Below are 19,879 nucleotides of genomic sequence, written 5' to 3'. Positions count from 1 at the left end.
ATTATGGAATCTACCAGGCATTATGTAAAAATAGGTGTAGCAGGACCAGTAGGTTCAGGTAAAACGGCTTTAATAGAACGTTTAACTCGTCAACTTGCTAACCAGTACGACCTTGGCGTTATTACAAACGATATATACACAAAAGAGGATGCAGCCTTCCTCACTAAAAATAGCTTACTACCCCAGGATAGGATTATTGGAGTAGAAACAGGTGGCTGCCCTCATACCGCTATTCGTGAAGATGCGAGTATGAACTTGGAAGCGGTAGACGAAATGGTACAAAGGTTCCCGGGTATTGAAATTATTTTCATCGAAAGCGGCGGCGATAACTTGTCTGCAACTTTTAGTCCTGATTTAGCCGATGTAACCATCTTTGTAATTGACGTAGCGGAGGGCGATAAAATACCCCGCAAAGGCGGCCCTGGTATTACACGCAGCGATTTACTCGTAATTAACAAAATAGATTTAGCGCCTTATGTACATGCCGACTTAGCCGTTATGCACCGCGATGCCAGCATGATGCGAAAAGGACAGCCATTTGTGTTTACGAACTTAATGAGCTTGGAGGGATTACAGGATGTTATTGGTTGGATTAAGAAGTATGCATTATTGGAAACGGTAGAAGAACCTAATCTTGCCCGATGAACAGTGCTTTACATATTGTAATAGCCCTACGTGGTACAAAAAGCATACTTCAACATGCCTATGTAACGCCACCATTCAAAGTTGTACCATTGCCACAATATGATGCAGCCATGCCGTTACAACTCATGCTCATGAGCTCTTCGCCCGGCATGATGGATGGTGATATGTGGGATATACAAGTAACTTGTGGTGAGCATACCCGTACAAAATTGCAAACGCAATCGTACCAACGCATATTTCCAGCTAAGCAAGGTGCACATCAAAAAGCGGTGTATACCTTGGAGCAAGGTGCACATTTGCAATATATACCACACCCGCTTGTACCACATGCAGATGCTATTTTGCATGCTGAAAATAATATCTATTTGGCCGATGATTGCACGCTGGTTTGGGGTGAAGTACTTACCTGCGGTAGAAAATTGAACGGCGAGATATTTCACCTTACCTCGTTACACAACGAAACACGGGTATATCATCAGCAAAACATCATCTTCATCGATAAACAAATCATACAACCCAAACGCATTCCTATACATGCATTTGGACAGTATGAACAGTATACTCACCAAGCGTCGCTGTTGTATTTTGATACACATCAACAGCCTAATTTGCCTGTTGACACATTACACGAGCTGCTTGCTACGAAAGAAAACATCGCATTCGGCGTAAGTAAAACAGCACGCAACGGGTTAGTGGTACGACTATTAGGCAATGGTGCAGAACAACTGTTCAGCACCTTACAACAATTATCAACATTACTTCAAGCTAAAACATACGCATGAATCCAGAATTAGTGACGTTATTATTGACGGCTATTACGATCAGTTGTTTACATACCGTAACAGGGCCAGATCATTATGTTCCCTTTATTGCCTTGTCGAAATCGAGAAATTGGAATGTGTATAAAACAATCGGTTGGACCGTGGTATGCGGGATTGGTCATGTTGGCAGCTCAATTGTATTAGGTTTGATAGGTATTTACTTCGGGTGGCAATTGAGTAAGTTAACGGGTATAGAAGAAGTACGAGGTGGACTAGCCGCTTGGGCCTTATTCATCTTTGGTTGCTTATACTTATTGTATGGTATTATACAAGCCATTAGAAACCGTGCACACAAGCATTTTGATGTAACAGCAGGAGGCGATATTTACGTGTATAAACATCAGCATGGCACAGCCGTAGCGCCACGAAACCGGGTAAAAGTAACGCCTTGGATTATGTTCATCATATTTGTATTGGGGCCTTGTGAACCGTTGATACCGCTATTGATGTTTCCGGCGGCTACGCATGCCCCGATGAATATTGTGTTATTGATTGGGGTGTTCTTATTTTTTACATTGGTAGTGATGGTGGGGATGGTGTTGTTAGGCTACTTTGGGTTTTCGTTATTACAAAAATCGGCCTTAGAGAAATATATGCATGTGATTGGAGGTGCCAGCATTACTATTTGCGGGCTGGGGATGTTAGCTTTTGGATGGTAAACTTATTTAAAACAAATACCCCTGCTGAGTGTATTACCTAGCAGGGGTATTTTTATATGTAAGAAGGTTATTATTTCAAAGTAGCCATGTCAATCACGAAACGATACTTCACATCGCTTTTCAATACGCGTTCGTACGCTTCGTTTACATCTTTAATATCGATCACTTCTACGTCGGAGGTGATATTGTGTTCACCACAATAATCTAACATCTCCTGTGTTTCGGGAATACCACCAATCGAGGAGCCTGTTAGAATTCTATTCTGGCCGAGTAACAAAAAGCCATTCAGCGAGATAGGCTCTGGAGGAATACCCACGCAGATCATGGCTCCACGGGTTTTGAGCATATTCAAATACATGTCGTAATTATGTGGAGCAGACACCGTATCGATGATGAAATCGAATTTATTACGTTGTGCCCTTACTTGGTCTCTTTCTTTCGTGTTCACGAAGTGTGTTGCACCTAGCTTGCGAGCATCCGCTTCTTTGGATGGAGAAGTACTTAACATGGTTACTTCTGCACCCATGCTTGCAGCAAATTTCACAGCCATATGCCCTAATCCTCCTAAACCCAGTACCGCCACTTTATGTCCTTTCCCGATACCCCATTGTTTGATAGGGGAATAGGTAGTAATACCGGCACATAACAAAGGCGCCACCTTTTCCAAAGGCAAGTTAGCAGGTACTTTTACCACGAAAGCTTCATCGCATACAATTTGATTAGAGTAACCACCGAAGGTGAGCGTTTTACCATCGCGTTCACGCGAGTTGTAGGTAAACACGGTTTGCCCTTTTTCGCAGAATTGTTCGTAGCCACTTTTACATTGCCCACATTCGCGGCAAGAGTCGACCATGCAACCAATGCCGGCCAGGTCGCCCACTTTGAATTTCTTGACATGTTCGCCGACTTGCGTGATTTTGCCTACGATTTCGTGACCGGGCACCATGGGGTACATAGAATTGCCCCATTCGCCCCGTACTTGGTGAATATCGGAGTGGCAAACGCCGCAATACAAAATTTCGATTAATACGTCGTGGGGCTTTACATCTCTTCTTTCAAAATCCCATGGCGCCAGCGCGTCTGTAGCACTGTGAACAGCGTATGATTTTGTGGGTATCATGTGTTAAGTTTATAAAGTTCAATAATGCTTCCTATGCTAGATTGGAGTTGTTACAAATGTACCACAAGCAAGCCTCCAACCCATAGAAACTTTGGATTGATTTTTACAACTACGCATACACGCGCTATACAAACAAAGCATGATTTTGTTGCATAGTACGACTAAAAATTACACACCAATAACAATCGATTAACACGACAACTTGATTTTCTTTTTTGCGTAAAAACTTTTCCGTTTTCGATACTAGCAACGTTTCCTGGCCCACTACCTTGCATGCTCTTAAAAGCAAGTATTCATGGATTTCCTTACAAATTCCTGTCGCCGCATAGGCGCCCTATTGATGCTGATGTTGACATTCGTTCAACTCGCGCAAGCCTCTACACCGATTAATAGCGAGAATGATAAAGTGGGTACGATCACCGGCAAAGTAACCACTACCGATGGCACAGCAGCCCCTCATGTGAATGTTCAATTATTGGGTACAGAAAAAGTAACCCAAACCGGCGAAGATGGTAAGTTTACCTTCCGCCGCGTACCTGTTGGCAATTATACTGTACGGGTAACGTTATTGGGGTTTGCCCCGGTTGAAAAAGCGGTGCAAGTAGAAGATGGTAAAACACAACAGCTTTCTATTGAACTAGAAGTATCTAGTAAGCAATTGAAAGAAGTAATTATATCATCGGGCACACAAAATAAATTCACCAAAAACCAAAGTTCCGACGTAGGTAAAATGCCTTTGAAAAATTTAGAGAATGCACAAGTATATACTACTTTGACAAAGGAATTGTTAACTAGTCAACTATCAGTGAACGTTGATGACGCTATCAAAAACGTACCGGGCATTACTAAAATGTGGGATGCTATTGCACGCCCTGGTAGCGGCGGTAGTATTTATACCATGCGTGGTTTTGTTACGCAACCCAATATGCGTAATGGTATTGCCGGCTATACCACCAACCGGTTAGATGCTACTAATTTGGAACGACTAGAAGTAATCAAAGGTCCTTCTGCCACCTTGTTCGGCAACTCGCTAACTTCGTATGGAGGTTTAATTAACCGCGTAACGAAAAAGCCTTATGATCATGTTGGAGGAGAAGTAGCTTACACCGGTGGTACGTATGGTTACAATCGCTTAGCCCTAGACTTCAACACACCGCTCGATTCTGCCAAAACAACCTTATTCCGTTTAAACGGTTCTTATCAACAAAACAGAACTTGGCAAGATTTCGGGAATAGCCAAGCGTTAAACTTGGCACCTAGTATTTCTTACAAAGCCAATGAACGTTTATCCTTCTTATTCGAAGCAGAGTTCACCCGTTCTAAAGGTACCATTATGCCTTCGTTCTTCTTTTATCCAGGTATGACAATGGCACAATTAGGCGCTACGAATGCAAAGGATTTGAAAGTGGACTACAAGCGTGCCTACTTTGCCGATGACTTGCAACAGAAAGGTGAGAATAATGGGTTCTTCACACAGGCGAACTACAAAATGTCGAGCAACTGGTCAACACAAACCAACCTTTCCTATACCAGTAATACAGCGTCTGGCCCTACACCCTACTTCTACTTATTACCAGGTGGTAACTCTATAGCAAGAATGGTGTGGGAACCGAATGGCACCGACAAAACATTTGAAATTCAACAAAACTTCAACGGCGATTTCCACATTGGTCAATTCCGTAACCGCTTTGTTGGTGGTGTAGACTTCTATGCTTACGATGCTAACATTCCTTACCGCCGTTTCCAAGGTAACTTCGGTGGTTTATCGTCGGCCGACTTATTCGACATGATAGCTGCCGATGGTAAAATTCCTACTTATCAAAACTTCAACAAAGCAAAAGTCGATTCTGCGTATGCAAGCTCTAAACCAGTTGCATATAATACCATCAACAGGAGATATACTTACAGCGCGTACATTTCCGATGTATTTAACATAACCGACAACCTTTTGATCCAAGCAGGTGTACGTATCGATCATTTCGACAATAGAGGTAACCGTGATGTGGTGAACGATACAATTACCGGTAAATACAATCAAACAGCCCTTTCTCCTAAATTCGGTATCGTATACGAAGTGTTGAAAGACCGCGTATCGGTATTTGGTAACTACCAAAATGGTTTCACGAATAAAAACGGGCAAGACGAAAACGGGAAATCCTTCAAACCAGAACAAGCGAACCAATGGGAAGGAGGGGTGAAAGTTGATGTATTGGGAGGAAGAATAAGTGGTACCGTTAGTTATTACGACATTACAGTAACGGATGTGGTAAGAGCCAACCCTAGTAACCCGTTATTCTCTATTCAAGATGGGCAACAAAGATCGAAAGGTATTGAAGTAGCTGTTACAGCGAATCCATTACCAGGTTTGAACTTCATCGCGGGTTATTCTTACAACGATAGTAAGTTTGTACGTACCGATGCTAATACAGAAGGATTCAGGCCTACTACTTCTGGCCCGGCCAACTTAGCGAACTTGTGGTTAAACTACAACTTCACCAGTGGCGCCGTAAAAGGCTTAGGCTTTGGTATTGGCGGAAACTACGCTAGCGATAACAAAGTTGTGAACAACAAAGCAGCCGGCACCTTCATGCTACCGTCGTATACTTTAGTAGATGCATCTATCAACTACGAAACCAGTAAAATCCGTTTAGCAGTAAAATGCAACAATATCGGGAATCAAAAATATTGGACAGGCTATTCAACAGCGAACCCGCAAATGCTTCGCCAATTGCTGGGTAGCATTGCCTTCAAATTCTAATATATAACCAGGATGATGATTTATAAGATAGGTTCCTACACTAGTAGGAGCCTTCTTTTTTTTAGGAGTTGAAACGTTATATTCGCGCCCGATCAAAAACATCATTACACTGCTTATGAGGAAGATTTTTACGTTGCTGTTGTTATGCACAGCAGTATTAGGTTACGGTCAACAAAAGATCAATGTTATCTTAATTGGTACCTACCATTTTAACAACCCAGGATTCGACCAGAACAAGGTCATCGAAAGAAATATCTTAGAAGAAAAGAATCAACAATCCTTAGAAAGCATTTCCGACAAAATTGTAAAGAAATACAAGCCCAGCAAAGTATTTGTTGAATATCCTTTCGACGAAAATGAAGAACTGAACCAGCTATTTAGTTTGTATAAGGCCGGCAAGCCAATCGTAAACGTAGACACATTAAAGAATAACTTCTTGAAACGTTTCTATAGTGAAAATGAAATCTTTCAATTCGGCTTCCGCATAGCAAAAAAAGCGAACAACGATTCCATTTACGCTATGGACTATGATAATGTGCCCATGTATTTCAATAAAATTAAATCGAAAGTAGATAGCCTTGCCAACTTTACTTATGAAGATTTTATGAAAACGAACATGGCCTTGGCCGATGCTACGAATAAGATTGTAGGAAGCAGTAAATTAGAGCATGTGTTTCGTGGATTGAACAGTGCCGCCTATTACAAGATTAACTTAGGCTCTTACATCTGGCCAATTAACTTAATCAATAAGGATCACGACTTCTTTGGATCTGACTTAGTGGCTGCCTGGTACAAACGCAACCTCATCATGTATTCTAACATACAACGTGCTACAACGGAGAAAGACGCGACCATCGTAATTTTAGCAGGGGCAGGACATGCATCCATCATGGCTAGTTTTATTCAGCACGATGCCCGCTTCAATTTGATTAGTATAGATAAAGTTTTGTAAAGTACCACTATATTCAAAAAGAAAACCGCTCCTTACCTTACAGTAGAGAGCGGTTTTCTTTTTGGGATCGAATGGCATGCGCTAATATCTTTCAATAAGGCTATCAAGCGTTTTAGGATGAATTTCGGGTTGTTGTTTTTTCCCGAGTTTCATCACGTAATAACTGGCAACGGACCTTGCTTCCTCGGAAGTAGAAAATCCCAAAGTATCTTTACTGTTGGGGATTTTGTGCTGGTGCATCATTACTTTGTTATTCTCTAAAATATCGAACCCATACGTACCATCAGCATTCTTGAATACCTCGAAAGTAAACCGCTGAACCGGGGCGTCCAGCACTTCGGGGCCTTGATTAATACTGGGTTGCGACCTTTCAGGAGAGGGATTACATGACTCCAAAACCACTATCCATCCCATAAATAAAGAGGCGCGGAAAATTTGCTTCATTTATATAGGTTTAATACAGTCGCATACGTTCCAATGAGAACGCTCCAATGATAATGGTCGTTTTAAACTAAAAGGTAGAATTCTTCCTTTATCTCTGCTATACTGGACTTCAAAATTAGGATTTCCCCTAAAACACTTTAATAGTTAGTAATGACTATTTTTTAAAAGGCAAGATGGGTAAGTGTTACAGCCAACCGTTCTTGATCGCATACTTAATAATATCCGCCACATTACGGCTATTTGTTTTCTGCATAATGTTTTGGCGATGATTATGAACGGTATAAATGCTGATATAGAGTTTCTTAGCAATTTCGCTGGAGCTAAAGCCTTCACAGATAAGTTTTACAATTTCCATTTCGCGGTGAGAAAGCATATTGTCGGACTGAGCATAGTGTACATTCTTAACAACAGGCGTACCTGCTCCTTCTGCTGTTAGCGGTTCAATGGTATGGGTGATGCGCCCGTCGAGCCTTAAAGCTGTAATATCGGTTACGCTACCCATGGTGGCAAGGGGTTCGCCGGTGATAGATGATTGAAGGTAAACGGATTGTTGCAGTACGTTGCGGTATTCGCCTCGTTTGTTTTTGATGCGGTAGTTGCAAGTAAACAAGAAGTTGCCGTGTTCGCTGACCGGGGTCTCCTTTAAGAAACGGAGGTTTTCGGTATGCACTTTCTCGTGGAACACTTTAAAATCATCGTCGTTCCAGAGCGAACAGGTAAAATTAAGGCCGCCATTGAGGAATTCGCCGGGTGGGTAACCACTGAGGCTTTCCATCCCTTTATTAGCGAAAAGGTACTTCCCTTTGGTATAATCGAGAATATAAAGGCCGTTAAATTGGTTATCGGTAGTTTGAACCCGGTTAAAATAATCCGACGATCTTTCTTTGAGCAGCTCTTGTAGGCTGTGGGTTTCATGGTGCTGCACCATGCTCAAAAATTCAAAGTAATGATTCGTCGAAGCCATTGTTTTTTAATTAGTAACCCGGTTAATTTTCCTATGCATACAACATTCCCCCGGCTGGTTCGTTAACTAAGTTACAAAGCAAAAATAATACAGGCAAATGGTTAAACCATTACCCGCCCTATTTCTTCCATGAAAGATGGCCATCTAAACAACTTTCTTTAAATTCGGGTTAGGACAAAGTACTGGTAACCATTGCCCACGTAATACTCATAAACCCGCTAGTAGATGAAAAGATTTTTTTTATTCCTTGCTTGCTGTTTGCCTTTATTGGCTACAGCCCAAGCTAAATTAGAGCCTAAAGTTGCCGAAGACTTCTCGGAACGAGTAGCCCACTATTATCCCGTTAAGAATGATGCCATTATGATCTTCTTAAACGAACAAATGCAACGAAGTGGTGCCGGGGGGTTGGAATTGGATAAAACCATGACCGATCTTCAAAAAGACCCCGCTGCGATGGATGCTGCCTTGAAGTTCTTATATCAATACAGCGATTGTAACCGCCAAACCCTTATCTCCAACCTGCGGTTAATGCAGTTGCAATCCAATAACGTATTCCCCTTAGCTACCTACGTAGAAAAGAAATACAAAGGAGAGTCAAAACAACTTATCGACGAAAAGGCCGAATTGCTGAAATCGGGCGTGCTTACCAACACAAAAGCCCCTGCAACTCCAGCCCCACCTGCCACGGCAGCCGTTCCGGTTACGGTACCCATGACAACTCCCGTTCAGAAATCGACCGAAGAGCTGGAAACCAAACCCGTGATGCAAGCAACCACCTACTCATTGGAAGACTCTACCGATTGGAATGTTTCCAACATTTTCAAAATCAATAAACCGGCAGAACTAGTTGCTAAATACGGCAAGGAAAATATCGTTCTCCGTGATGCAAACGACCTCGCCGGTAATGATATTGGTCAAGCCTACGTTGTATTCCCCGATACCAACAATGAAATTGAGATCATTTTCGACGACTCTTCTAAGATCGTCACCTTTAGCCAAGTACGCTCTAAGTGGAAAACGCCTTTCGGTATCCGCGTAGGCGACCCACTCGATAAACTGGTGAAAGTGAATGGCAGGAATTTCAAAGTAAACGGGTTCGATTGGGAAAATGGCGGTATTGTAGCCAGCTGGGAAGGGGGTGCCTTCGATGGCAAAGGTGTTCATGTATTATTGAAAGCCAATAAAAGCGGCGATACCAAGCTGTACAATAAAGTATCTGGTGGCCAAAAAGTAAACAGTGATAATTCGGCGATGAAAGCATTGGATGTAGTGGTTGATAAAGTAAGCTTCGTTACACATCAATAAGTCATCCTTACCATAAATGAAAGGTGCCCCTACTCGATAGCGGCACCTTTTATTTATAAATTAACAGCCGGATATTTTAAAGCCCATGTTATTGATAACTAACTATTAGTAAAATAAACATGAAAATTTATCTATATCTTTACACGGCATTTATTATTCTGAAACGAAACGAATCACCGACCTTCTTACCTAATATACCATTGTGAAGCTTTTAGCATTTACGCAAACGCTCCTTGGAAGCGGGCGCGCCATCGTAGCGAGCCACATCCAAACTTACTCGATGGACGACGAACATGCTACCGTAGAGTATTTATCAAAGCATTATGATCGATTGAAACTTGCCTTACCCGGTAATCCGCCGATATTCGACAGGGGGGCAGCGCTGTGGGCTACTAAAATTATGTACCGTGCTGCTCAATGTGCTCTTATACAGCATTGGAGCAAAGAAGAAATCAACGCACTTTTACCCGATTACAACAATAGTATTCATCCTTCCAGCATTGTTAGTGCCGACCTAGTTTTACGACATTTACCCAAAGTAATGCATGCCATGCAGGACTTACCTGCTAAAGATCGCCTTTTAGCCATTGCACATGCTTGGCCCTTATCGTCGGTGGGTATAGAACTACCCAAGCCGATTGATGCTACATTAATACTAGAACATGATACGCTGCGTGGTATGTATATTGATCGTATAATAGCAACGCAGAATGTTACCCTTTTACAACCTAGTAAGAAGCCTTGGATTTCGGCCATGATTGCCGATGAGTCAACACTGCCTCCTAAAATGCAGAAGCGTATACGCCTTTACCAACTTTGTAAGAAAAGAACCAAATAATTCAATACTAGTCCTTCTTCGTTTTTTCCATTTGTTTAATAATGTTATTCACTTCTACTTCGGTAGCGCGTAATTTCGATTGGCAAAATTGGATCAACGCCGCTGCGCGTTTAACTTTTTCGGCCAGTACATCTACCGATACCGTTTCGTTTGCGATGTCGGCTTCGATTTCTTTCAGTTCTTCGAAAGCAGCTTCGTAGGTTAAGTTATTGGTGTCCATCGTAGGATTGTTTTTGCGTGATGGTAGCAGTAGCCTTACCTCCTTGCATTTGAATGCGGATGGTATCGCCTTCATTTAATTGCTGCATACCTGTTATAATTTGATCGTTCTTTTGGATGATGGCAAAGCCACGTTTGAGTGTATTTTCTGGACTTAGCAGTTTAAATACGGTATTGTAATGTTGCACAGCGAGTTGTTGTTGCTGTAATACGGTCTTACTTTTAAAGGCCATATTCATTTGCAGCTCCTTTAATAAATGTTTTTGTTCCAACAGTTGCTGTGCAGGGGAACGGGTAATATCGTGGGTAATTTGTGTTAATTGTTGCTTTTGTTGATGTAAGCGTTCCCGGGATTGTTGTACTATCCATTGCTTACTATCATACACCGCATCTTTATGTATAGAAATGATCGCTTGCGCGGAAGCGTTGATACTGTTTTGCAAGGTGGTGAGCGCTTGAAAATGGGCATGAAAGAGTTGTTGCGATCGTACAACAATATTCTTCTGCAACGTTTGCACAGCCACTTCAAATTTGCGGTTATGGGCAATTATAAACTCAGCTGCTTTAGTAGGTGTTTTCGTAGGCGTATGCGCCATCATATCCACCACCGTTTCATTCTTCTGGTGCCCAATGCCCGTAATAACCGGCAGCGGGAATTTCGCTACAGCTTTCCCCAGTAAGTAAGTATCAAACAATAAAAAGTCGGTTTGTGCACCGCCGCCGCGAATCATTACCACTGCATCATAAGGTTTCTTAGAAAGGAAAATATCGATGAGTCGTTGTAACACTAATTCGGCTTTTGTTTCGCCTTGTACTACCGTAAAATGATAATCGATATCAAACGTAAACCCAAATGGATTGTGCTCCAAGGTATGCCTAAAATCCTGGTAACCGGCAGAGTTCATGGAAGTTACCACGGCTATTCGTTGTATAACGGGCGGTAAATCCAAGCGGTTGTTCAAGGTTTCATAACGATCACCCACTTTCTGAATTACACCCGGCATATCCTCCAGCAACTTCTTTAATACCGCTTGTTTTTGTTGCTCCAGTAAGCCAATGGTGAAATTCGTGTCAATATCTAAAAGCGTGATTTGTAAGCCATATACATGGTGATAACTTACACTCACTTTCACCAATACATGGATGTCGTTTTTGAACACTTGCCCTGTTGCTTGCTCGAATGCTTGGATGCGCAATGCTCCTTCACCCCAAGCCACCGCCGATACTTTCGCTACTACAGCCCCACCATTCGCCTCCTTCTCCACCAAGTCAAAATAATGATATTGCTTTTGTTGATAGAAAGAATAATTCGTTACATCGGCCACCACCCAAAAAGTCTGCCCCGCAAATGCATCTTTCATCACCTGCTGAATGCGGGCGGTTAAGGCAGATAGTTTGATGGAAGGTGCAGACAACATGTATGGATTTGTTTACAAAAATGTTGACAAAAATACGGATTCCTGCAATAAATTACTAAATATTTTAGCAATTAGTATAGCTATATAATAACAATAAAAAAGCCAGGCACTCCAATAGGCCTGGCTTTCCATCGAGAAATGTTACTTTATTTATTAAAGATCAAGCGGTTGACATGATCTATTTCATCTTGTACAATCGTATGCCCCATATTCTTGTAAATTTTAGTGGTCACGCTTGCCCCCATACTTTCCAGTACTTTGGCTGTAGCTTCTACTCTTTCTACGGGTACATGAAAATCCGGGTCGCTCGTACCTATGAACACAGGCGCACCATCAAAGCTACCCTGGTAGTTATCAAGGTTAATCTCCGGCCCAATTAAGCCACCGGTAAAAGCTGCTACACCACCATAATTGTTTGCAAAGCGGGCTACAAATTCCAAACTCAAGCAAGCGCCCTGGGAAAACCCGGAAAAGTAGATATGCTTATACGGTATGCCTGCTGCCACAATTTCGTCTACAATTTCCTTCAGCCAACTGAGGGCCGAACTTAACCATGGCTCGTTCTGCGCAATAGGTTGCATGAACGAAGTTGGGTACCATGTATGGTTGGTTGCTTGGGGTGCCCACAAGGCAAAACCCTTGTTGTGTATATCAAAATGCTCGGCTAAGCCTAGTATATCATCGGCCGACGCACCACGACCGTGCAGCATAACGAGTACATTCTTCGCCTCCTCGATGGGCACGCCCGTTTTTACAATATTCCTAATATGCATATGCCAAATTTATTGAATCAACTTCGGTAAAACTTGTTCTATATCACTACGTTGTGGCTCGTACTGAGCAGGCAATTTCAAATGCTGGCCCAATTCATTCACCGGTTCATCTACTGCAAACCCTGGATTATCGGTAGCTAATTCAAAAAGCACGCCTCCCGGTTCACGGAAATACAAGGAATAAAAGTAGTTACGATCAATTTTCGGGGTAATAGACAAGCCTTTGCTGAGGATTTTCTCACGGAAATGCATCAACACCTCTTCGTTTTCCACCCTAAATGCAACGTGGTGATTTGTTCCACCGGCCACTATACCATGCTTCTCGTTCGGCAATTCGCGGATATCTACTACGTTGGCCGTTTCAATAGCATCGGTACGGTAACGGTAAAGCTCACCTTCTTGCTTTTCGAAAGTATAACCGAAGATATTTTCTAAGATATTAATCGTTGGCTTCGCAGATTGCAAGCTTAGGGTAATGCTATGAAACCCACGTGTTGCTTGCTGTGCCGGGATTTTATCGGTTGTCCAAGGCAAACGTTCATCTTCCACCTCGATTAAGTTCAACAATAAACCATCTGGATCTTGAAAAGGTAGGATCTTCTGCCCAAAGCGTTCCCCAATCGCCCCATATTTTACATTGTGTTGCTTAAACCAATCTTCCCAAGCATGCAAACTACCTTGTGGAACAGCATAACCTATTTCGGAAGCCATACCCGTACCTACTTTACCTTGCTGAATGCCTGTCCATGGGAAAAATGTTAGAATTGTACCCGGTGCACCTACTTCATTACCATAATAAAAGTGGTAAGTACCTGGATCATCGAAGTTTACGGTTTTCTTTACGAGTCGTAATCCAAGAATTCTTGTATAAAAATCGTAATTCACCTGCGCTTCTGTAGCGATTGCAGTAATGTGGTGCAGACCTTTAATCTTGTTGTCGGATGCCATAACTGTATATTGAAATGATTTAATGTTCAAAATTGACAATACAAAACTAGCAACAAGCGCTGGGCAGCGCAATAGACAAAATTGCGTAAATATTGTACTATTCTTCACAAGAAAACAATAGAACGCCAATCGATGTTCATTTAATATAGCTTTCGCTGGGCGTGATCAATTTCTCTGTATATTTATCGCCTGAAAGACCTATTTATCTCGATTATTCTCAAAACAAACCTTGCTTGATATTATGGCACAATCATTCGACATTATTGTAATTGGATCTGGTCCCGGCGGTTATACAGCTGCTATTCGCGCGGCGCAATTAGGTTATAAAACCGCTATCGTAGAAAAATATGCTGTGTTGGGTGGAACGTGTACCAACGTAGGTTGTATTCCTACCAAAGCTTTGCTGGATGGTACCGAGTTATATGATATGATCCAACATAAAACGGAAAAACAAGGTATCGGCTATAAAGACTTAAGTCTTGATTTCACTAAACTTATCAGCCGTAAAGCAACTGTTGTTAAGCAAAACAACGACGGTATTACGTACTTGATGAAGAAGAACAAAATTGCTGTGTTGCAAGGACTTGGAAGCTTTACCAGCAAAAATGAAATCAAAGTTACTTCCGAAGGAAAAGAAGAAAAATACACTGCGAAATACTTCATTATTGCTACCGGTTCAAAACCTTCGACGATTCCAGGTGTAGAAATCGACAAACAAAGAATTATTACCTCTACCGAGGCTTTGTCGTTGAAAGAGCAGCCTAAATCAGTGATCATCATCGGTGGTGGCGTTATTGGCGTGGAAATGGCATCTATTTACCAACGTATTGGTACGAAAGTAACGATCGTTGAATACGCCGACCATTTGATTCCTACCATGGATCATGAATTAGGGAAAGAATTGTTCAAACTCCTCACGAAAAAAGGCATCGACATCTTCTTGAACTGCAAAGTACAATCCGCTAAGAATACAGGCAGCGGGGCTTCTGTTTCTTACCTCGATGAAAAAGGCGCACAACAAACCGCTACCGGCGATTACGTACTCGTAGCAGTGGGCAGAAAAGCATACACCGAAGGTTTAGGCTTAGATAAAACAGGTATTAAAACCGACAACCGCGGCAGAATCGAAACCAACGAAAAATTACAAACGGCAGAACCTAACATTTACGCTATTGGCGACGTTATCAAAGGTGCTATGCTTGCGCATAAAGCGGAGGATGAAGCTGTATTTGTAGTAGATTCTATCCACGGACTTAAAGCACATGTAAACTACCACGCTATTCCAGGTGTAGTATATACATGGCCGGAAGTGGCTTCTGTAGGTTATACCGAAGAAGAACTCAAAGCTTCGAACACTCCATACAACAAAGGTAAATTCCCATTCACTGCCAATGGTAAAGCCCGCGCTGCCGACGATACCGATGGTTTCGCGAAAGTATTAACCGATCCTAAATATGGCGAAGTACTGGGCGTACACATCATTGGTGCTCGTGCCGCAGATATGATTGCACAAGGCGTTTACGCGATAGAATTTGAATTAACAGATACCGAAATTGCGAAATCTCCTTACGCACACCCAACCTTCTCAGAAGCATTGAAAGAAGCGTTCTTAGGAGCATCTGGTCGCGGACAACTTAATATTTGATACATCAAATAATGTAATATTACCAGCCCCTTGTTGTTTACACAGCAAGGGGTTTTTATTAACAATGTTTTATCATTGTGTTGACCGAAAATGTACGAGGTTTGTAATTCTGTGTAACGGATTAAAATGAATGGATATGAAGATTTTTATTACAAGAGAAATACCCCAAGTAGGCTTAGATTTATTAACCGCCGCTGGTCATACCTACACGCAATACACCGAAAAAGCTCCCTTATCGCCAGCAGCACTCGTTGAAGGCTGTTTACAGCACGATGCATTGCTGAGCGTGGGTCCTAATAAATTAAATACATCCTTTTTCTCGCAAGTACCGAATATTAAAGCCGTTGCGCTTTTATCGGTAGGGTACGATAATTTGGATGTACATGCTGCTACAGAACACCGTATTCCAGTAAGCAACACGCCCGGCGTACTTAGCAAAGCTACAAGCGACGTAGCCTTCCTGCTTATGCTGGCAGTTTCCCGCAAAGCGTTTTTTATGCACCAATCCATAAAGAATGGCCAATGGGGATTTTTCGAACCCAAAGCCAATCTTGGCATAGAGCTATACGGCAAAACACTGGGGGTATTTGGATTAGGAAAGATTGGGTTAGAACTCGCGAAGAAATGTAAAGCAGCATACGACATGCACATCATTTACCATAACCGCTCCCGTAATGAAGAAGCAGAAGCTTTATTAGGAGCCCGTTATGTTAGTTTTGACGAATTGTTATCCACATCCGATGTAGTTTCTGTGCATGCGAATCTATCTCCCAGCACGCAAAACATCTTCAATGCCGCAGCATTCGCTAAAATGAAACCAAGTGCGATATTTGTTAACACTGCCAGGGGCGGACTGCACAATGAAAAGGACTTAATGGAAGCACTACAACAAGAGAAGATTTGGGGTGCGGGCTTAGATGTAACGAATCCAGAACCCATGACAGCCAACAACCCATTACTCGATCTCCCCAATGTATGCATCTTACCGCACATTGGCTCTGCCACAAAAGAAACCCGCGACGCGATGGCTACGCTCGCCGCGCAAAATTTAATCGCCGCATTGAAAGGAGAAAAAATGCCGAATGTTATCAATCACGATGTATATCAATAATTGATATCTACATAAAACAAAAAATCCTCTCAAACGAGAGGATTTTTTGTTGCATTATAATTTAGCGCCGCGCTTGCTTAGGTAGCTCAAGTACTTGCTATCTTCTTCAGCAAATACAGGCTTTCCACCCAAACGGTACGCCTTATAAAGATGTTCGAAGGCTTTGTCTTCATCCTTCATTTCTAACAAAGATTGACCTAAACGCATTTGTGCAAAAGCACTCGTTTTTCCATCTTCGCAATTCAAGGATGCAGCAAAATTCTCCGCCGCATTTTCAAAATCGTCTTTCAAAAAGTACAAATCGCCGATACTAGAGTACAGCCATGCTGCACCTTCATAAGCTGATTTAGGTTGAGGGATAATATCTAAAGCCTCTTTAAATTTCTCAATTGCTGCATCATATTCTTCATCGTCAGCAAATTCGTTGCCCGCTTCCGAAAGCAGTTCAACCTGTTCATACAATTCGTCATTAAGCACTTTAGCTGCCATAGTAGAGTAATTTAGTGGTTAGGGTGAAATTAAAAAGGTTTTACTAAACGGAAAAATTGGAAGGTTCCAAAATATTTGGTAAGAAAAAAGGCCGAACACCCTAGTGCCGACCTTTTTATGGTATCAATTCGAGAATTTGGGGTAATTGTGTAAAAGTCAATTTTTCATGTAACGGAAATTTATATGACAAACGGGGATATATACATGTAAAGAAATCACCAAGCAACAAGGCGGCCTTCCTAACTAAAGTTACGTGGCAGTAATGACCCATTGCCGCAGTAAGTACATTTACACCACTTGCACATGCTTTTGAGGCTGTACTGCATATCCACCCCGTATCCCGTTCTTCGATAACACCAATTGCCACAACTGGCTGTTCCGCGCTCGAAACGATCCCGCGCAGGATAATAAGTAGTACGACCACATCCTAAAAAACGTTTCGCTGTACTTTGCCGATAATGCCGGCCAGTGCGTTACCACATTCCCATACCATGCCATCAAGGTTTTATCGTAATCTGTACCGAAATTTTGCCAATGTTCCATAATAAATAATCCCTCCATTGCCTCATCAATTAATGGCATCGTGGGTATCATGGCATTTGGAAAAATATACTTATTCAACCATGCATCGGTAAACATGGCCGGATGATTGCCCCCGATGGTGTGAAGGAGAAACAGTCCATCATCTTTTAAACATTGGTGTGCAACTTGCATATACTGGCGGTAATTCTTGTACCCCACATGTTCAAACATACCCAGCGACGCTATGGCATCGTATTGCCCTGTTAGCAAGCGGTAATCCATCAGCTGAATATCTACAGGTAATCCTTTGCAGGCATCCTGGGCAAAGGCTGCTTGTTCTTTAGAAATAGTAATACCCGTTACTTTTACGCCGTAGTTTTCCGCGGCAAACTTGGCAAAGCTACCCCAACCACAACCAATATCGAGTACATGCATGCCGGGTTGTAAATGCAGTTTCCTACAGCTTAAATCGAGTTTATAAGCTTGTGCTTCATCGAGCGTATGGGCATGCTGCCAAAAGGCACAAGTATATGTTAACCGCTTATCCAGCATTACTTCGAAGAGGTCGTTGCCAATATCATAATGTTGTTCGCCTACTTCGTAGGCTTTGGAAGGTCGTTGAAGGTTACTAACCCGCGCCCAGAAGATCTCCAATTTCAACTTCAAATCGGCTTTAATAAAAGTATCGAGGTGGGCAATGAGTACTTTCGTGAAGAGTTCGTCGAGTTGTGCACAATCCCACCACTTCGCCATATACGATTCGCCGAGGGCCAAGGTACCATGACTCAATACTTGGCGATAGAATCTTTCGTCGTGCACCTGGATATCCCAAGGATTGCTCCCATTTACATGAATATTGGCGGCTTCTAAGAGGCGGGTAAGTATTTTTTTGGCTTCCTTCATGAGATAAACAATGTTCCATGTGTAAAACACAAGGAAGCCACCCGCTGTTCAATCAGCGGATGTGGAAAACACATCCCCATACGCCTATACTTTCGCTAATTGCGTACTTTTTTGCTTGGCTAAAAACGCGCTGGGTGTATCGCCCACTATTTTCTTGAAGTAAGTATTGAAAGAAGATTTTGCCTTAAACCCACATTCGTAGGCAATCACAAGTATATTCACCGGCAAGCCTTTTTGCTGAATGCGGGTCATCATTTCAACGGCATGTGCTACGCGGTGTTCGTTGATATATTGGTAGAAGGATTTATGAGCGTAGGCATTCAACGCTTCCGACACGTGGTATTTACTTTCTTGGATAGCTTCTGCTAATTTATCTAAGCTGAGGTTGGCATCGGTATACAAATGCGATTGGGCGAGATGGGATTCTAATTTCTCTAAAATAGCCGCGTGAGAATACTCGTTAAGAATGGTCTTTTTCGTCGGCAACAAGGGTAGTTCACTTGGTAGCGACAACACTTCTTCTTCCCCTGTCATACCTTTCATTTCGTCTACTTCTTCCAACTGCGTTTGCTGGGCCACTCCTTTATATTTATAGCGAAGGATATCAATACAAATAATGGAAAGTAGTGTATAGCAGATATTCCTACACACCAAGTTCGTTGTATAATCGGCCTTGCTAACCATGCCATATACTTGGAAAACGCAGGCTATGATCCCTACGGACAATAATAAAATACCAATATGCAAAACAAGCTGTTGTTCTTGTTTTCCTTGTAAACGAGGTTGCTTTTTTAAGATAAGAATAGGGTAAATAAGTCCTGATATAATTAACATCCAAGTAGACACATCGTTGTACAACGCGAGTGCTTTATACCCAACAGGCGTATAAGCATATAATAAGCAAACAACCGTAGAATAGCCTATTGCAGCCAACAGAAAAGGTAAAAATAAATACCACTTAGTGGCTACGATTAACTGGGGTTGCAATTTCTTCCGCACATATAAATACGCCAGTGGGCCATAACACAACCCAATAAATGTATTCATCTGCATCCGCACATGTTCATCGGATACAAAACTGTAGATGTAAAATTTAATGCCTAAATGTGTAGCAATACACATTAATAACACCAATATCAATGCATCGGCTTTATCACGCACTTCGTTTCGCCATAATAATAATGTGGCCACGAAAGCTTGGAAGGCACCTATTGAAATTACATAAATCATACGGCTGAATCTGCCACTAAAATATACATCCTGTATTACGCCAAGGTTAAATCCACACTTTTCATAGCAACTTTTAGGCTTGGTAATAATTTGATAACGTTTAATAACAAATTGA

The 19,879-nt window shown here is 42.1% G+C and carries 19 protein-coding genes; 9 read left to right on the top strand and 10 right to left on the bottom strand.

Annotated features, from left to right (window positions below; genetic code table 11):
- The first annotated feature begins 3 nt into the window (after positions 1–3).
- Genes ureG through LX64_RS02475 form a run of 3 tightly spaced genes read left to right on the top strand, consistent with a single transcriptional unit; the run spans position 4 to position 2,125 of the window.
- Complete coding sequence (gene ureG / locus LX64_RS02485; protein WP_111596015.1) at positions 4–645, top strand: urease accessory protein UreG; 642 nt, start codon at positions 4–6, stop codon at positions 643–645.
- Positions 642–1,427, top strand: a complete 786-nt coding sequence (locus tag LX64_RS02480; protein WP_111596014.1) for an urease accessory protein UreD — start codon at positions 642–644, stop codon at positions 1,425–1,427. Before ureG ends, LX64_RS02480 begins: the two co-directional genes overlap by 4 nt.
- Positions 1,424–2,125, top strand: a complete 702-nt coding sequence (locus LX64_RS02475) for a hypothetical protein (protein WP_111596013.1) — start codon at positions 1,424–1,426, stop codon at positions 2,123–2,125. Before LX64_RS02480 ends, LX64_RS02475 begins: the two co-directional genes overlap by 4 nt.
- A gap of 70 nt (positions 2,126–2,195) precedes the next feature.
- Here LX64_RS02475 and LX64_RS02470 read toward each other — a convergent pair whose 3' ends face one another.
- The gene (locus tag LX64_RS02470; RefSeq protein WP_111596012.1) at positions 2,196–3,245 is read right to left on the bottom strand and encodes an NAD(P)-dependent alcohol dehydrogenase; all 1,050 of its coding nucleotides are present in this window, start codon (positions 3,243–3,245) and stop codon (positions 2,196–2,198) included.
- 295 nt (positions 3,246–3,540) lie between these two features.
- Between LX64_RS02470 and LX64_RS02465 the strand changes: the two genes are divergently transcribed.
- Both LX64_RS02465 and LX64_RS02460 read left to right on the top strand, forming a co-directional pair.
- Positions 3,541–6,003 carry a TonB-dependent receptor gene (locus tag LX64_RS02465; RefSeq protein WP_111596011.1) on the top strand — a complete coding sequence of 821 codons (2,463 nt, stop codon included), beginning with the start codon at positions 3,541–3,543 and terminating at the stop codon, positions 6,001–6,003.
- Between the two features lie 115 nt (positions 6,004–6,118).
- Entirely contained in the window at positions 6,119–6,955 is an 837-nt protein-coding gene (locus tag LX64_RS02460) for a DUF5694 domain-containing protein (protein ID WP_111596010.1), read from the top strand.
- 81 nt (positions 6,956–7,036) lie between these two features.
- Here LX64_RS02460 and LX64_RS02455 read toward each other — a convergent pair whose 3' ends face one another.
- Both LX64_RS02455 and LX64_RS02450 read right to left on the bottom strand, forming a co-directional pair.
- Complete coding sequence (locus LX64_RS02455) at positions 7,037–7,399, bottom strand: DUF4907 domain-containing protein (RefSeq protein ID WP_111596009.1); 363 nt, start codon at positions 7,397–7,399, stop codon at positions 7,037–7,039.
- A gap of 184 nt (positions 7,400–7,583) precedes the next feature.
- Positions 7,584–8,363: a helix-turn-helix transcriptional regulator gene (locus LX64_RS02450; RefSeq protein WP_111596008.1), complete on the bottom strand. Its 780-nt coding sequence runs from the start codon at positions 8,361–8,363 to the stop codon at positions 7,584–7,586.
- 225 nt (positions 8,364–8,588) lie between these two features.
- Here LX64_RS02450 and LX64_RS02445 point away from each other — a divergent pair, with 225 nt between their 5' ends.
- Positions 8,589–9,668, top strand: coding sequence for a hypothetical protein (locus LX64_RS02445; RefSeq protein WP_148707165.1), 1,080 nt, complete (start codon positions 8,589–8,591; stop codon positions 9,666–9,668).
- A gap of 202 nt (positions 9,669–9,870) precedes the next feature.
- On the top strand, positions 9,871–10,506 hold the full coding sequence (locus LX64_RS02440; protein WP_111596006.1) for a hypothetical protein: 636 nt from the start codon (positions 9,871–9,873) through the stop codon (positions 10,504–10,506).
- 7 nt (positions 10,507–10,513) lie between these two features.
- On the opposite strand, the gene xseB is transcribed toward LX64_RS02440, so the two are convergent.
- The 4 genes from xseB to LX64_RS02420 all read right to left on the bottom strand — a co-directional run bounded on the left by xseB (position 10,514) and on the right by LX64_RS02420 (position 13,864).
- Positions 10,514–10,726, bottom strand: coding sequence for an exodeoxyribonuclease VII small subunit (gene xseB, locus LX64_RS02435; protein ID WP_111596005.1), 213 nt, complete (start codon positions 10,724–10,726; stop codon positions 10,514–10,516).
- Positions 10,713–12,143, bottom strand: coding sequence for an exodeoxyribonuclease VII large subunit (xseA, locus tag LX64_RS02430; RefSeq protein ID WP_111596004.1), 1,431 nt, complete (start codon positions 12,141–12,143; stop codon positions 10,713–10,715). Before xseA ends, xseB begins: the two co-directional genes overlap by 14 nt.
- 146 nt (positions 12,144–12,289) lie before the next feature.
- Positions 12,290–12,916, bottom strand: a complete 627-nt coding sequence (locus tag LX64_RS02425; protein WP_111596003.1) for an alpha/beta hydrolase — start codon at positions 12,914–12,916, stop codon at positions 12,290–12,292.
- Positions 12,917–12,925: 9 nt separating this feature from the next.
- Positions 12,926–13,864, bottom strand: coding sequence for a ring-cleaving dioxygenase (locus LX64_RS02420; RefSeq protein ID WP_111596002.1), 939 nt, complete (start codon positions 13,862–13,864; stop codon positions 12,926–12,928).
- Between the two features lie 241 nt (positions 13,865–14,105).
- Between LX64_RS02420 and lpdA the strand changes: the two genes are divergently transcribed.
- Together lpdA and LX64_RS02410 are read left to right on the top strand one after the other, a co-directional pair.
- On the top strand, positions 14,106–15,509 hold the full coding sequence (gene lpdA / locus LX64_RS02415; RefSeq protein ID WP_111596001.1) for a dihydrolipoyl dehydrogenase: 1,404 nt from the start codon (positions 14,106–14,108) through the stop codon (positions 15,507–15,509).
- A gap of 136 nt (positions 15,510–15,645) precedes the next feature.
- On the top strand, positions 15,646–16,620 hold the full coding sequence (locus tag LX64_RS02410) for a 2-hydroxyacid dehydrogenase (RefSeq protein WP_111596334.1): 975 nt from the start codon (positions 15,646–15,648) through the stop codon (positions 16,618–16,620).
- 54 nt (positions 16,621–16,674) lie between these two features.
- On the opposite strand, the gene LX64_RS02405 is transcribed toward LX64_RS02410, so the two are convergent.
- The 3 genes from LX64_RS02405 to LX64_RS02395 all read right to left on the bottom strand — a co-directional run bounded on the left by LX64_RS02405 (position 16,675) and on the right by LX64_RS02395 (position 19,764).
- Entirely contained in the window at positions 16,675–17,109 is a 435-nt protein-coding gene (locus LX64_RS02405; protein ID WP_111596000.1) for a tetratricopeptide repeat protein, read from the bottom strand.
- Between the two features lie 288 nt (positions 17,110–17,397).
- Complete coding sequence (gene cfa / locus LX64_RS02400; RefSeq protein ID WP_111595999.1) at positions 17,398–18,534, bottom strand: cyclopropane fatty acyl phospholipid synthase; 1,137 nt, start codon at positions 18,532–18,534, stop codon at positions 17,398–17,400.
- A gap of 84 nt (positions 18,535–18,618) precedes the next feature.
- Positions 18,619–19,764 (bottom strand): helix-turn-helix domain-containing protein, encoded by a 1,146-nt coding sequence (locus LX64_RS02395; RefSeq protein WP_148707164.1) that lies wholly within the window; start codon positions 19,762–19,764, stop codon positions 18,619–18,621.
- Positions 19,765–19,879: the final 115 nt, after the last annotated feature.

The sequence above is a fragment of the Chitinophaga skermanii genome, from assembly GCF_003259335.1.
Classification (GTDB): Bacteria; Bacteroidota; Bacteroidia; order Chitinophagales; family Chitinophagaceae; genus Chitinophaga; species Chitinophaga skermanii.
Note: the sequence above shows the minus strand (reverse complement) of the source record. Positions and strands in the feature narration are given on the sequence as shown.